The 15,209-nt window shown below is 36.2% G+C and carries 14 protein-coding genes and 1 tRNA gene; 3 read left to right on the top strand and 12 right to left on the bottom strand.

Translation table 11 applies throughout. The features are described 5' to 3' along the window. Window positions 1-2 precede the first annotated feature (2 nt). Both XYLOR_RS03215 and XYLOR_RS03210 read right to left on the bottom strand, forming a co-directional pair. A complete protein-coding gene (locus tag XYLOR_RS03215; protein WP_036880587.1) occupies window positions 3-452 on the bottom strand; it encodes a peroxiredoxin in 450 nt (149 codons plus the stop codon). A 915-nt stretch (window positions 453-1,367) separates the two neighbouring features. After that, complete coding sequence (locus tag XYLOR_RS03210) at window positions 1,368-2,186, bottom strand: MerR family transcriptional regulator (protein WP_245601938.1); 819 nt, start codon at window positions 2,184-2,186, stop codon at window positions 1,368-1,370. Between the two features lie 227 nt (window positions 2,187-2,413). On the opposite strand from XYLOR_RS03210, the gene XYLOR_RS03205 reads away from it, so the two are divergent. Beyond that, window positions 2,414-3,748 (top strand): NAD(P)-dependent oxidoreductase, encoded by a 1,335-nt coding sequence (locus XYLOR_RS03205; protein WP_036880586.1) that lies wholly within the window; start codon window positions 2,414-2,416, stop codon window positions 3,746-3,748. Window positions 3,749-3,753: 5 nt separating this feature from the next. On the opposite strand, the gene XYLOR_RS03200 is transcribed toward XYLOR_RS03205, so the two are convergent. From XYLOR_RS03200 to XYLOR_RS03160, 9 genes are all read right to left on the bottom strand, one after another. Beyond that, window positions 3,754-4,992 (bottom strand): BaiN/RdsA family NAD(P)/FAD-dependent oxidoreductase, encoded by a 1,239-nt coding sequence (locus XYLOR_RS03200; protein ID WP_036876922.1) that lies wholly within the window; start codon window positions 4,990-4,992, stop codon window positions 3,754-3,756. Between the two features lie 18 nt (window positions 4,993-5,010). Beyond that, the gene (locus tag XYLOR_RS03195) at window positions 5,011-5,631 is read right to left on the bottom strand and encodes a DUF3256 family protein (RefSeq protein WP_169730547.1); all 621 of its coding nucleotides are present in this window, start codon (window positions 5,629-5,631) and stop codon (window positions 5,011-5,013) included. 11 nt (window positions 5,632-5,642) lie between these two features. Continuing rightward, complete coding sequence (locus tag XYLOR_RS03190) at window positions 5,643-6,950, bottom strand: phenylacetate--CoA ligase family protein (protein ID WP_036876920.1); 1,308 nt, start codon at window positions 6,948-6,950, stop codon at window positions 5,643-5,645. A 37-nt stretch (window positions 6,951-6,987) separates the two neighbouring features. After that, window positions 6,988-7,075 (bottom strand) — tRNA-Ser (locus XYLOR_RS03185). 83 nt (window positions 7,076-7,158) lie between these two features. Next, window positions 7,159-7,743: an IMPACT family protein gene (locus XYLOR_RS03180; RefSeq protein WP_036876918.1), complete on the bottom strand. Its 585-nt coding sequence runs from the start codon at window positions 7,741-7,743 to the stop codon at window positions 7,159-7,161. A gap of 23 nt (window positions 7,744-7,766) precedes the next feature. After that, a complete protein-coding gene (locus XYLOR_RS03175) occupies window positions 7,767-9,014 on the bottom strand; it encodes a DUF1015 domain-containing protein (RefSeq protein WP_036876916.1) in 1,248 nt (415 codons plus the stop codon). 5 nt (window positions 9,015-9,019) lie between these two features. Continuing rightward, window positions 9,020-9,937: an NAD(P)-dependent oxidoreductase gene (locus tag XYLOR_RS03170; protein WP_036876914.1), complete on the bottom strand. Its 918-nt coding sequence runs from the start codon at window positions 9,935-9,937 to the stop codon at window positions 9,020-9,022. 73 nt (window positions 9,938-10,010) lie between these two features. After that, the gene (gene serC, locus XYLOR_RS03165; RefSeq protein WP_036876912.1) at window positions 10,011-11,078 is read right to left on the bottom strand and encodes a 3-phosphoserine/phosphohydroxythreonine transaminase; all 1,068 of its coding nucleotides are present in this window, start codon (window positions 11,076-11,078) and stop codon (window positions 10,011-10,013) included. A 129-nt stretch (window positions 11,079-11,207) separates the two neighbouring features. Beyond that, entirely contained in the window at window positions 11,208-12,527 is a 1,320-nt protein-coding gene (locus tag XYLOR_RS03160; RefSeq protein WP_036876910.1) for a DEAD/DEAH box helicase, read from the bottom strand. 127 nt (window positions 12,528-12,654) lie between these two features. Between XYLOR_RS03160 and XYLOR_RS03155 the strand changes: the two genes are divergently transcribed. Together XYLOR_RS03155 and XYLOR_RS03150 are read left to right on the top strand one after the other, a co-directional pair. Continuing rightward, window positions 12,655-13,044 carry a 2-amino-4-hydroxy-6-hydroxymethyldihydropteridine diphosphokinase gene (locus XYLOR_RS03155; RefSeq protein ID WP_036876908.1) on the top strand — a complete coding sequence of 130 codons (390 nt, stop codon included), beginning with the start codon at window positions 12,655-12,657 and terminating at the stop codon, window positions 13,042-13,044. A gap of 10 nt (window positions 13,045-13,054) precedes the next feature. After that, window positions 13,055-14,347, top strand: coding sequence for a M64 family metallopeptidase (locus tag XYLOR_RS03150; RefSeq protein ID WP_036876907.1), 1,293 nt, complete (start codon window positions 13,055-13,057; stop codon window positions 14,345-14,347). Between the two features lie 101 nt (window positions 14,348-14,448). Here the strand turns inward: XYLOR_RS03150 and mtgA are convergent, their stop codons facing one another. Then, window positions 14,449-15,189, bottom strand: a complete 741-nt coding sequence (gene mtgA, locus XYLOR_RS03145; RefSeq protein WP_036876904.1) for a monofunctional biosynthetic peptidoglycan transglycosylase — start codon at window positions 15,187-15,189, stop codon at window positions 14,449-14,451. Window positions 15,190-15,209: the final 20 nt, after the last annotated feature.

The raw sequence follows: 15,209 nt of genomic DNA, 5'->3' as shown, positions 1-15,209 counted from the left end.
CTTCAATCTAGAATCTGTTCTGCGTGTTCATTTACTTTAATATCTTTAGGCATAAAGATGCGTTCCACTACCCCATTTTCGTCTGCAATAACTGTAGTACGAAAAACACCCATGTATTTGCGACCAGCCATTTGTTTCTCTCCGTAAATACCTAGTGCCTCTACCAACACGCGATCTGTGTCAGCAATCAAAGGGAATGGCAATTCATATTTTTCAATGAACTTCTTGTGCGAATCTGCATCTTGGATGCTGACACCAACTACAGCATAACCTAATGAAAGGAAACGCTCATAGTTGTCACGCAAGTTACATGCTTCACTAGTACAACCAGGGGTGGAATCTTTGGGATAAAAATAGAGAACCAGTTTCTTACCCTTGAAGTCACTCATTTTAATAGTGTTGCCGTTCTGATCCTTACCAAGTATCTCCGGCAGTTTTTGTCCTGTTTCTATCATATAGCATATATATTAATTAGTCTTTGCAAAGATAATAGTTTTTTTGAAACTCTTCATGTTAATGACATTTTTTATTTAGAAATGATGATTATGTTTATCAAATAAATAATATGTTAGATTACATTTAATATATTACAGAAAACACGTAAACAATAATAATACTTATAATTATAAAAACGTTTTTAAACCTCAACCTCACTAATCTTATATAAATACATATAAAACAACAAGTTACGAGAGTGATGTTTTGTTTTTAAACCTCACTAAACCTCACTAGTGTCTTTTTCCAAAGGTGGTTGACTGTTTAATCGTTAATTGACAATATAAGTTGTCTTAAATAATTACTTTTTTATAACATCAAGTTGACTGTGGAACTTCTTTCCGCAATCAACTTGAAATAACAATTGCAAAGATATCATAAATATTTGAACAAATAGAATCAATTTTGACCTCCTTATTCCTATACTAAATACGTATAACAATGATATTTAACAACAAATGTATAAACTAAATTTACCATTATAAAAACATAAATACAGCAACACAAAACAACTTATTTTTATATACAAATCAACTTAATTTGCTCAACAAAACAACTTGATTTGTATTACAAAACAAGTTGTTTTTAAATGGCATATTTGTAATATTTAATTACCATTAATTAAATAGTGAGGTTTAGTGAGGTTTCAAAACAAAACCTCACTATGGTAATATATTGGTTTATAGATATTTACATAAGATTAGTGAGGTTGAGGTTTAAAAATGTTTTTTATAAATCAAGAACAAACAACATATAGCGATATTATTAATTTATTTAGAAACCTATGTATATTCAGGGTAATATACTAAAAATACAAAAACAAAAAAATGCCCCAACCATAGAAGAAGGGGCATCGTTTTTAAAATATTGGATTATTCTTTTTCAACAGGAACCTGAATTATTGTTAGCCATTTATCAGGGTCTTCCTGATTCCAGGCTCCATCAACATAACAGGTACGTGATTTCCCAATCTTATGATAGCCATGCTGTTCAATATACTTAAACAGTTCTACATAGTGATCATATAATTTTTCGTAAGGGCCATAACACTTCATACATACAGCAGTTGATACAGCAGGTAGTTTCTTAAATTTGATTATAGAAGAGTCTTGCCCCATCTCCTCTACCTGTTCAAAGTATTCAATATCAACGTTTGTAGGTGTATATTCGTCTCCATGCTCTATACTGAAGCAATAGCCAGGCTGCGAACACTTACAACCTAATCTATACATTTCAGGACCTATAACATTTACACATAGAGGTCCAAGTTCACTAAAGTTTGCAATGATTCTACGATGTGATGCCACAATAATTTCTGGCAAAGACTGAATTGTAATTTTTTCCATTTCATTCATTTGTTTTTGAGAGTCAACTATCTGCATAAGTTGAGCACGCTGATTTAACAACTTATTGAGTCTGATATTACACTGCCTGATTTTCTCTTCCAGTTGGGAAATACTCGGTTTGTGAGTGTCTTTCTCAAGCAAGTCTCTTATCTCTTCTAATGAGAATCCAATGGCTTTCAACTGACGTATCTGACTCATCGTCTGCATCTGTGCCACATTATAATAACGATATCCGGTCCATTCATCTACCTCGTCAGGTACAAGAAGTTCGAACTGTTCATAATAACGTAACGTCTTGACGGTAACCCCTGTAAGACAAGAAAACTCTCCGATTTTAAACTTCATTTTATTTTTCATTAATCGTACGATTTTTGAATTCATTTGCAAAGTTACACCATGCCCTTAGGTACGAGTCAAACGTTTCTTTATATTTTATAAATTATTAACACACTCAATTTATTTGAATAAAAATGCTCTTATGTCAACTAAAATGTGTAATTTTGCAACCTGTAGTTTACAAAATAGACTACAAGAACCAATTTAAGGATAATAACAACAAACTATTTAAGAGTATGGAGAGTAATTCTTTTCAGGTGGTAAACGAAATATTTACTACCAAAGAAGCTATTGACGAGGCTAAAAGATGTCTAAATTGCAAGGTTCCTATGTGCAGAAAAGGATGTCCTATAGATAATGATATTCCAGAATTTGTACACCAACTTTCAATGGGCAATATGGGAAAGGCTATGAGTATCATAAATGATAAAAGTAACCTGCCTGCTATATGTGGTCGTGTGTGTCCACATGAAAAACAATGTCAGGGAAATTGTATTTTGAATAAAAAAGGAAAGGGCATACAGATAGGAAAACTGGAGTGTTTCATTGCTGACTTCGATACAGACATGAACCTTATACGTGAGAGAATCCAAAAAAATATACGCGGAAGAGTTGCGGTAATAGGTTCGGGCCCTGCCGGATTGACTGTTGCAGGAGATCTAGCACGTCAGGGATTTGATGTTACAATATTTGAAGGACAGAATGTTGCTGGTGGCGTATTAATGTATGGTATTCCTGAATACCGTCTGCCAAAAACCGTAGTTCGAAAAGAGATAGCAAAAATTGAGGCCTTGGGAGTAAATTTTGTCCTTAACTGTCTTGTGGGGGAAAATAACATTACCGTAGACAGTCTTTTCGATGAAGGTTATGATGCTATTTTTATTGGTACGGGTACTTCTATACCAATGAATATGAATGGAGTGAAAGGTGCTGACCTTAGAGGTGTAAACCAGTCTACATACCTTCTACACTGTGTAAACAGTTATAACGAAGGAGTTATAAGCCGTGACATGGTACCTATTAATCCGGGAGAAAGAGTCGCTGTAATTGGCGGTGGCAATGTAGCTATGGATGCTGCGCGTACTGCAATACGTCTTGGAGCTGATGTAACAGTGATATATAGAAGTACACAAGATAAAATGCCGGCAATACCCAGTGAGTATAATGATGCCGTTGCTGAAGGAGTTAAGTTTATGTGGGAATCTTCCACGATAGATTTTGTTGGAAATGAAAAAAATCGGCTTAAGGCTATACATCTGAACACTCCTGATGGTGAGAAGAATGTTGAATTTAGTCGCGTATTTCTTGCAATAGGCTCAAGACCGGCAAATCGTATTGTATCTACTACTGCCGGAATTGATGTGGATGAAAGAGGATATGTCATCGTCAATGAGCGCCCGATGGGTATGACCACACGTAGTGGCGTTTTTGCAGGAGGCGATGTTGTTCACCATCCTAAAACAGTAGTTCTTGCAATGAAAGCGGCAAAAGAAGTAGCATCTGGCATAGCCCAATATGTAGATGCAATCAAACTACTTGAAGACTGTAAAAAACTTGAAGAAAAAGGATAGTCTAATCACTTAACAGAAAGTGATTTGGCTACAACATATCCCATTGTCCAGGCTGCTTGCAAATTAAAGCCTCCGGTAATGGCATCAACATCCAAGACTTCCCCGGCAAAATACAAGCCGGGGCATGTTTTGCATTCAAGTGTACGTGAATTTACATTGTTTAATGCTATACCTCCACATGTCACGAATTCTTCTTTGAATTTGTTTTTACCTTCGATGTTATATATATTGTTTGTCAAGGTATTTACCATACGGTTATAACTTTTCTTACTTAGTTCACACCAACGCTGTTCAGGGTCTACCCCACTTTGCAACAATAGGTTTAACCACAAACGCGAATTAATATGTTCGGGACGTGTAGTGGAAAGTTTTTTCTGAGGATTGGCTTTTGCTGTCGATATAAAATGTTCTAGTACATCGTTCTCGTTTTTGTCACCAAACCAATTGACAGAAAGTTTGGCTTTGTAGTCATTATCAAAGAGACTACGGGCTGCATAAGATGAAAGCTTAAGTATTGCCGGTCCACTTACGCCCCAATGTGTAATAAGTAAAGGGCCTGATGCACGATGCTTTGTACCAGAAAGACTTACCTCTACTTCATTTACCACAGTACCTGTCATTTCAGTAATACTATTTTGTGGAAGACAAAAACTGAATAACGATGGTCTTGGTTCTACTATTTCTAGTGTGAAGTTATCAAGAAAAGCGAGCCCTTTGCTATGAGGACTACCACCGATAGCCACAACTACAGCATCGGCTTTTATATCTTTTATTTTAGTATCTGAAAATTTAATACGAAAATCATTGTTCTGTTCATCAGTATTATTTTTCTCTATATTGTCCACACGATGACCTGTACAAATTTTTATCTTATTCTTATTCATAAGATTTATAAGTGTATCAACTATCTCCATCGCATCCTGCGACTGTGGAAATACACAGTAGTCATCTTGCGTTATTAAGCGAACTCCTTCACGTTCGAACCATTCGCATGTATCTTTATTACTAAATTCATGTAGGAGTCTTTTCATAAGACGCTCGCCACGTGGATAAACAGCAGACAAGCTCTTTATACCATCAAAAGAATTAGTAAGATTACATCTTCCTCCGCCTGTTACAGAGACTTTTGCAAGAGGTCTGTTACCGCTTTCATATACAGTAACGTCAACAGATGGGTTTAATCTCTTCAGATTTATGGCTGCAAAGCATCCTGCTGCCCCTGCACCAATTATGGCTACATGCATATATATTATGTATCTTATTTACATAAAAGACTTACCGGTCCATTTAAGTGTTACCTTACGCAATACAGCATCTAACGCTTTTTTATCTTCTTTATTGAGAAGAGGCAGACTTAATGAATAAGTGATTGTGTTATCTTTCGAAGACAGGATTACATAATACATCACAGGTTCTACCATTTTTTTAAGTTGAACAAAACGCTCTGTATTAATACTATCCGGCTTTACAAAAAAATCGTCAAATGATGGAACTGCAGACTTTATATCCAGGGGTTTCCAGTTTAATGAGAAAAATTGAACCTTGCTATCAGCTTCCGGTCCAAAAAATGTAGTAACCATACATATTACCTTTGTCGAATCTTTAGGCAATAGTCTGATCTGGAGATTGGATACACTGCTCAATTCCACTTCAATGTAATTATCTGTAAGAACTTTCATCTCACTCTTTCCACCAAGACTATTGTTTACCTCTGCCTTCATGTTAGCATCCTTAAAATCAATAAAATCCAAACGATTTGTATTGGTAATATATGGGAACATGCTATCAGGCATCTGCTTGAAAACTTCTCTTATATTCTGTGCCACTACCGGAGCGGCAAGAAATAATATCAAAAATGATATATATACTTTTTTTAGTTTCATTTTGTACATTGTTATCCGCGTCCGTCACGGAGGTCTTTTACTCTTACGGCCTTTCCGTCACTCTGCGGTAACGTACCTTTTTTTACAAGTTTTACTTTTGGTGTCAAAAGTATCTCGTCTTTAAGTGCACGTTTTATATTATTTGTCATTCGTTCTAATTCTGGATAATTCTCTGTATTGAGATTATCAAGTTCAACCTCAACAGTCATTATGTCATTGTCGTTTTCTGTATCAAGTGTTATCAAATAATTACTTCCAAGTCCGTGATACTGTACAAGTATTTTCTCTACCTGCATTGGGAATACATTTACGCCCTTAATGATAAACATATCATCAGTACGCCCCTTTATACGATCTATACGACGATGTGTGCGTCCGCACTCACATTCACCGGGTATTATACGTGTAAGGTCATGCGTACGATATCTCAATATAGGCATCATCGTACGGTCTAAAGTTGTTAGAACCATCTCTCCTATCGTACCGTCTGGAACAGGCTCAAGGGTATCAGGATCAATTATCTCTACGATATAATTGTCTTCCCATAAATGCATGCCATTTTGATATTTGCATTCGAAAGCAACTCCCGGTCCGTTCATCTCTGTCATTCCAAAACTATTATATGCTTTTACACCAAGCATACGTTCTATCCTTCTCCTTTGTTCCTCTGTATGTGGTTCTGCGCCAATAAATAGTGTATGTAATTTGGTATCACGCGGATCAAGACCTTCTTCTTGAAAAACTTCTGCAAGGCGTATCGCATAACTAGGAATAGCATGCAAACATGTAGTACCAAAGTCTTTTATAAACATTATCTGGCGTTTGCTATTACCTGCTGCTGCCGGAACAGTTGTAGCTCCTAATTTTTCTGCACCATATTGGAATCCTAAACCACCGGTAAACATTCCATAACCTGAACTGTTCTGAAAAACATCTGTATTTCTACATCCAACCATATACATATTGCGAGCTATCATATTTGCCCATGAGTCTATATCATGACGGCTATATACTACTACTGTAGGATGACCTGTTGTACCACTTGATGAATGAATACGTATTGCATCTTTCATATCTCCACCAACAAGTCCGAAAGGATAATTGTTGCGCAAATCTTCTTTTGTAGTAAATGGAATTTTCCTTATATCATCAACAGTATTAATTGACTCTGCATTAATGCCAAAATCTCCAAGACGCCTCTTGTACAGAGGAGACTTCAAGGCAATGTTTATCGTACGTTTCAACTTTTCGACCTGCAATTTTTCTAACTCAGGTCTTGGCATTGTTTCAATTTCTCTTTGCCAAAATTCGCTGTCCATGATTTAATTTTAGATTTTCGGTTGGATTATTTGTTTGCGGAAGGTGAGGGATTCAAACCCCCGATACCCGAAAGGGGTATACCGGATTTCGAGTCCAGCGCATTCGGTCACTCTGCCAACCTTCCTTTAAACGAATACAAAGGTAACATTTATAATTGAAAAAAGGGTATGAGAAATTGAGAATTTATTATTTTTAACTGGGGTTCAGTTATTCGAAGGATAACTTTTTTAGTTTATTTCTCAATTGTTCGGCTTTGCTCTGTCTGATTGACATTGTAATTTCGCATGTATTATCATATGTCTGAGATATTATTTTAGGATCCATCTCTTTTATTATACGCATTACATCGTTCATCATAACATACGGAAAGCTATATTTTACTTCCTCTTCTACATACTTGCTTATTATTTCTGAATTTGCAATAGCCTCAGCTGCCGCAGTACGATATGCAACGATCAAACCTCCTGTACCCAGGTTCACCCCTCCATAATATCTTACAACAACAACTAATATATCTGTTAGTTCACTGCTATTAATCTGACCTAAAATAGGTTTGCCCGCAGTACTACTTGGCTCTCCATCATCATTAGCTCTGAATTCATGCCTGTCGGGACCCAATACGTATGCATAGCAAACATGCCTTGAATCATAATATTTTTTATGATACATGTCTAATATGTCTCTGGCCTCATCAACGTTCGAAATATGATGTGAAAAAGCAAGGAACTTACTCCTTTTCTCAGAATAAGTTCCTTCACCAATATTATTTATTGTTTTATATTCGTCTCCCATTTATGGTTATAGACTATAAATAATTAGCTTAGCTTATGAATGATAAGACCTGAACGCAGTTTAGGCTCAAACCATGTGGCCTTAGGAGGCATTATTTTACCACTGTCTGCAATATCCATAATCTGTTTCATAGATACAGGATAAAGTGCCAAAGCCATTTTCATTTCGCCATTGTCTACGCGGCGCTTCAATTCTTTAAGTCCTCTCAATCCGCCTACAAAGTCAATACGCTTATCAGAACGTAAATCCTTTATACCCAAAAGATCATCTAAAATCAGTCTGCTGGAAATGTCAACATCTAACACCCCAATAGGATCCTGATCATTGAATGTTCCTTGTTTGGCTGTAATACTATACCATTTCTCATCAAGATATAAAGAGAAATTATGCAGAGCTACAGGTTTATATATATCAGAACCTTTTTCTTCTACGTTAAAGTTTTTATTTAATGCAGACAAGAACTGTTCTGAAGTCATCCCATTAAGATCTGTTACCACCCTGTTATAATCAAGTATGGTAAGTTGTGAAGCCTGAAAACATACCGCCATAAAATAATTATACTCTTCTTTGCCTGTATGGTTAGGATTCTGTTTGGCTTTTTCTGCACCAACAAGAGCAGCTGCTGCTGAACGATGGTGACCATCTGCAATATACAATGATGACATCTTAGCGAATTCATCTGTTATTGTATTAATGTCTTTATCGTCAGTTACAATCCAGAATTGATGACGAAAGCCATCTATAGGAGCAATAAAGTCATATTCAGATTTCCCTGCTGCATACTTTTTAATAAGGGCGTCAAGTATTGAGTTGTCTGGATAAGCAAAAAATACCGGTTCTATGTTTGCATCGCACACGCGGACATGCTTCATTCTATCCTCTTCTTTGTCGCGGCGGGTAAGTTCATGCTTTTTGATTACGCCTGTAAGGTAATCATTGACATATGCACCGACAACCAGTCCATATTGAGTCTTACCGTTCATAGTCTGGGCGTAGATATAATATTGCTCCTTTTCATCTTGAACAAGCCAGCCTTTATTTTGGAATTTTTTAAAATTCTCAGCAGCTTTTTCATAAACACGAGGATCATACTCACTTGTACCTTGTTCAAAGTCTATTTCCGGTTTAATTATATGATATAGACTCTTTTCATTGTCACCTGCCTCTTCGCGAGCTTCCTCGCTGTTAAGCACGTCATAAGGACGAGATTCTACACTCTCAACAAACTCCTTTGGAGGGCGAACACCCTTGAATGGTTTTATTGTTGCCATCGTTTTTATTTATTTACCTGAAATTTAGTGCAACCGTCTTTAAAGAATGCATTTATCTGCTTTGCAGCAGCAATACCTGCATTTATATTTGCCTCAGCTGTCTGAGCACCCATTTTCTTTGGTGTACTGAAATAGCGTCCTTCAAACTTTGCAAATTCTGCATCAGCATCAGGTTTGATATCTGTAATGTATTTCAGATCTTCACGATCAGAAAGCAATTTGATAAGTTCTGGTTCATTAATAACCTCTTTACGGGCCGTATTTATAAGGATACCACCCTTCTCCATCATATTTACTTGTGCATAGTTAATGCTTTCCTTTGTCTCTGATGTAGCAGGTATGTGTAGAGAAACAACATCACAATTTTTAAACAATTCATTTTGACTGTCAACAGCATGTACGCCAGCCTCTTCTATAGCAGCTTTAGGACAATATGCATCGTATGCATATACATCCATGCCAAAACCTTTAGCAACACGTGCCACGTTACGACCAACATTTCCAAAAGCAAGAATACCAAGTTTTTTTCCTTTCAGTTCTACGCCTGATTTTCCATTATAGAAATTACGTACTGCATAGACTAAAAGTCCGAAAACTAGTTCAGCAACAGCATTAGAGTTCTGTCCGGGAGTATTCTCAACAACTACACCTTTTGTCTTTGCATAAGCTGTGTCTATACTGTCAAAACCGGCACCGGCACGAACAACAATCTTAAGTTTTTTTGCAGCATCAAGAACTTCAGGCGTTACTTTGTCTGAACGAACTATCATGGCATCAGCATCCTTAACTGCGTCAAGGAGTTGTGACTTGTCTGTATATTTTTCTAATAAAACCAACTGATTACCAGTTGCTTCAATTTCTGCTTTAATACCATTTACAGCAGCCGCTGCAAATGGCTTTTCTGTTGCTACTAATACTTTCATAGTTTTTTAATTAATATGTTGTTTAAAACGAATATAGGGCGGAATAAATCCGCCCTTTATTTGAAATGTCTAATTAATTCTGTGCTTCAAAATCCTTCATGCACTTCACAAGGGCGTTAACGCCTTCAATAGTCTGAGCGTTATAGCAACTCGCACGGAAACCTCCGACAGAACGATGCCCTTTTATACCAACCATACCCTTTGATATTGCGTAATCCAAGAAAGGTTTTTCAAGTTCTTTATATTCATCATTCATAACAAAGCATATGTTCATTACAGAACGATCTTCTTCTTTAACAGTACCCTTGAATAGCTTGTTACGCTCTATTTCTGAGTAAACTATTTCAGCACGTTCATTGGCTCTCCTGTCCATTGCTTCAACACCACCTTTTTTCTTAATCCAACGAAGATTTTCGAGTGCTGTATAAATAGGAACAACTGGAGGAGTATTAAACATTGAACCTTTGTCAACATGTGTACGATAGTCTAGCATTGTAGGTATCTCTCGTGGAGCCTTACCTAATTTATCATTTTTGAGAATGATAACTGTTACACCTGCCATTGACAAATTCTTCTGTGCACCGGCATATATACAGTCATATTTTGAAACATCTACAGGTCTGCTGAGTATATCAGATGACATATCTGATATCATAGGAACATTTACATCAAGATCTTTACGAATTTCTGTTCCGTAGATAGTATTATTTGATGTGATATGAAGATAGTCAGCATCTGCAGGACAAGACCAATCCTTTGGAATAAATGTATAATTAGCATCAGCAGAAGAAGCAACTTCGACTACCTCGCCAAAAAATTTAGCTTCTTTCATTGCCTTCTTAGCCCAAACACCTGTGTTCAGATATGCTGCCTTCTTTATTAAGAAGTTGAATGGAATCATACAAAACTCTAAGGAGGCACCGCCACCAAGGAATAATACGGAGTAGCCTTCAGGAACATTTAATAATTCCTTAATGAGAGCTTCTGCCTCATCAACAACTGGTTGGAAATCTTTAGCACGATGGCTGATCTCTGCTAATGAAAGACCAGAACCATTGAAGTCTAAAATCTGCTTTGCCGTGTTCTCAATCACCTCACGTGGAAGCATTGACGGACCTGCATTAAAGTTGTACTTCTTCATTTGATTGTTTATTAAAATATTTGTTTATTAATAAATTCTTTTTTTGAAAATTCGACGGCGAAGTTACATTTTTTCTTGCAATCAGCCAAATATTTCGACACAAATATAGGAATTTGGTACTTTTTTTGTCTATTTGACAATTTCAACAACAGTCTTTATACCTTTGATTTTTTCTCCTCTGGTAAGTTTCAATAATTGGTTCAGCATTGGTCTACTAACTGCTGCATATGTATAACGATCATTTACATCAATACGGCCAATCTGTGTTTTTTCAAGGCCTCCTTTTTTACATAAGAAACCTACTATATCGCCTTTACTTATCTTATCATTTTTACCTTTTCCGATATAAATGGTTACCATTTTCGGTAATGCTGGATCTGGCAGATCGGTTGGTATTTTAAATTCTTCAACATCGTCATTTATATATTCAGGCATCGTCTCATCTGGACCTAATATAAAGAAAGACTCTCCATGTGCTTTCCACCTTGCTGTACGGCCTACCCTATGTATGTAACTCTCTTCATTTAAAGGAAGATGATAATGTACAATATTGTCTATATCAGGAATGTCAAGTCCACGTGATCCTAGATCTGTAGATATGAAAATATTTGTAGAACCGTTACTGAATTTGTACAGAGCATCTTCACGTAATTTCTGTTCTAAGCCTCCATGAAATGCACTTGTAGCAAACCCTCTTTTATGTAGTAACTCTTCTGCTCGCTCTACACTATCTCTATAATTGAGGAAAACAATACTGCTCTCTTCTCCAAAACTCCGCAGAAGTTTCTGAAGGGTATCTATTTTATCTTTTTCTTGACTATGTACTTCATACAGCTTTATTCTATCTGGTACTTGCTCATCCTTATCAAGGAAGTTTAGATTAGTTGTCTTACCCATATTTACGAAATCGGGTATTTCATCAGCATCTGTAGCAGATAACAAGATATGACGCTGTGCACCTTTCAGTTTGCTGATTATATCACTCATCTCATCACGGAAACCCATCTCAAGGCATTTATCAAACTCGTCTATTACTATATACTTAATTGCATATGGTGATATATTTCCTTTTTTAAGATGATCATTTAATCTGCCTGGTGTAGCAAAGACAATTTGCGGATGTTGCTCACGTATTTTACGATGTTCATCCATAGCGGCACGTCCGCCATAGCAACAACAACTACGCAAACCTGAACCTGCATTCTTTAACACTGTATCAGATTGCAATGCCAATTCACGTCCTGGGACAAGTACAACAGCCTGAACATTTGAATTGTCGCTATCGACTAGACTGATTAATGGAAGAAGATACGCTAAAGTCTTACCTGAACCTGTAGCCGAAAGTATCACTATATCATTGTCAGAATTCTCAACAGCAGCTATAGAAGCCTGCTGCATTTCATTCAATTCTTTAATTTTAAGTTTCTCTAAAATTTTATTTAAATCCATATTTATTCTCTTTTATTTATCGCAAAGGTAACATTTTTCCGCGTTATTTTATAAAAAAACTAAAAATTTGCACAATAGTTAAGATAATTTATTATATTTGCACTTATAAGAATTAGCTCGCGTGGTAATGAGAACGAATGTTAAGAACAAAATTATACTAGCTCTTGGTTCAAACACAGACCAAGAAATGAATATGATGAAAGTTGAACAATTACTAAAAGATTTGTTCGGTGAAGTCGCATTCAGTACACAACTGTGGACTATGCCCATAGGCCTTACGTCAGAAAAATTCATAAATTGTCTTGCTTTTATAAAAACCACACATGGATTGCCACAAGTTTCCAGAGCTATTAAACAGCTGGAGCGTAAATGTGGAAACACTAAAGCGGAAAGATCTAAAGGTCTTATAAAAATGGATATTGACATACTTAAATTTAATGATACTATCTTTCACGAAGATGACTGGGAACGCAACTATATCAAGACATTAATGAAACAGGATCCTTTTGACATATAAAATTATAAATATGAAAAGATTATTATTTGCCGCAATTATAGTATGCGGCATATTTTTTTGCCAATCATCAAAAGCACAAAATTTTGATGATTATTTTGTTAATAAAACATTAAGGTTGGATTATATCTTCGGTGGTGATGTAAAACAGCAAAGCATCTTTCTTGATGAGTTGAAAACAGAGCCACACTGGTATGGAAAGAAACAAAAACTTGCAGAAATACCTGTTGAAGGTAATGGACAAATAACAGTAAAAGATAAAAAGACAGGCACTGTTATTTACCGTAATTCGTTTTCTACATTGTTTCAAGAATGGTTATCATATGATGAGGCAAAAGCTACAAAGAGATCTTTTGAGAATGTATTTCTAGTTCCTTTTCCAAAAGATACCGTCTCAATAACAGTTGATCTCAGAAATAACAGGCGTGAGATAATCTCATCATATACTCATATTGTTGCTCCTAAAGATATTCTTATACATAGTATAGGAGAACATAATGTTACGCCTTATATAACTCTTCAAGCAGCAGCAGACAGTAATAGATGTATACATATAGCATACCTGTCTGAGGGATATAAAAAGGATGAAATGCAGACATTTGAAAATGATGCAAGAACTGCTATGGAGGCACTGTTTGAACACGAGCCATTTAAATCAATGCGCTCAAAGTTTAATATTGTTGCGGTAGAGGCACCTTCTATAGAAAGCGGAACAAGTGAGCCATCTAAAGGTATATGGAAAAATACCGCTCTACATTCACATTTTGACACTTTCTATTCTGATCGCTATCTAACGACACTCAACCTGAAAGATATGCATGACATTCTTGCTGGTACACCTTATGAGCATATTATTGTTCTTGTAAACACTGAAAAGTATGGAGGAGGCGGCATACTAAATTCTTACAATCTTTCGATGACACATAATAAATGGTTTAAACCTGTAGTAGTACACGAGTTTGGACATAGTTTTGCTGGACTTGGTGATGAATATGCGTATGAATCTGAGCAAATTCCAATGTATCCTCATGATATAGAACCTTGGGAACCTAATCTCACTACATTAAAAGACTTTCACGGGAAATGGGAAAATCTGATATCAAAAGGAACGCCTATACCAACACCTGAAAGTAAAAAAGAGAAAACGCAATACACTCGTATTGGTGTATTTGAGGGTGCAGGATATAGCATGAAGGGGGTATACCGAGGTGTACAGAGATGCAGAATGAGAGATAATACGACTCCTGAGTTCTGCCCTGTTTGCATACAGGCTATAAAAAGACTTATAGATTTTTATACTGAATAATTACGAAGCAAAACAGTTTATTATTTAAATAAAATAATCCGCCATCCTAAATTCTCAACAAAACATTATTAGGATGGCGGATTTCATTATTTATATTGCTTTCATTTTCTCTTGTGATAAATTCCACCTACTGTTGTATTAGGGTTCACATCTTCTCCTTCTTTTGGAAAAGCAGGTATAAATTTCATATTTGAAATAATCTGACGCTGGCGTTTAAACATATACGATGAAGGATGACCAGAATCAAATTTACGAGGATTAGGCAATGACGATGCTATTAGTGCACATTGCAGTTTTGATAATTCGTAAGCATTTACTCCGAAATGTTCCTTAGCAACAGCTTGTGCACCGTATATTCCCTCACCCATCTCTATAGAATTAAGATAAACTTCCATAATACGTTGCTTGCTCCACATGAACTCAATGAGTACTGTAAAATAGGCTTCAAAACCTTTACGTACCCACGAACGTCCTGGCCAAAGGAAAACATTCTTTGCCGTCTGCTGACTTATTGTAGATGCTCCTTGTTTTTTTCCGCCATCAATATTATGCATAGCAGCCCTTTCTATCGCATCATAGTCAAAACCATGATGAAGGAGGAATCTCTGGTCTTCACTAGCCATAACTGAGACAGGAAGATGGGGAGATATTTCATCCATCGGTACCCAATGATGTTTCATTTTTAACGACTCGCCACTACCCATCTGCTGAAGACAGCGGATGAACATAAGTGGAGTAAAATAAACGGGAATAAAGCGGTAAGCTACAACCGAAAGGATTGTGGAGCCAAAAAAAGCAACCACAATCCATCGGATAATTTTTTTTACTAATTTGATTTTCACAAAACTATTTTTTCAACAAT

The organism is Xylanibacter oryzae DSM 17970, assembly GCF_000585355.1.
Lineage (GTDB): Bacteria > Bacteroidota > Bacteroidia > Bacteroidales > Bacteroidaceae > Prevotella > Prevotella oryzae.
The sequence above is the reverse complement of the archived record's forward strand: the minus strand, read 5'-3'. Positions and strand labels throughout refer to the sequence as shown.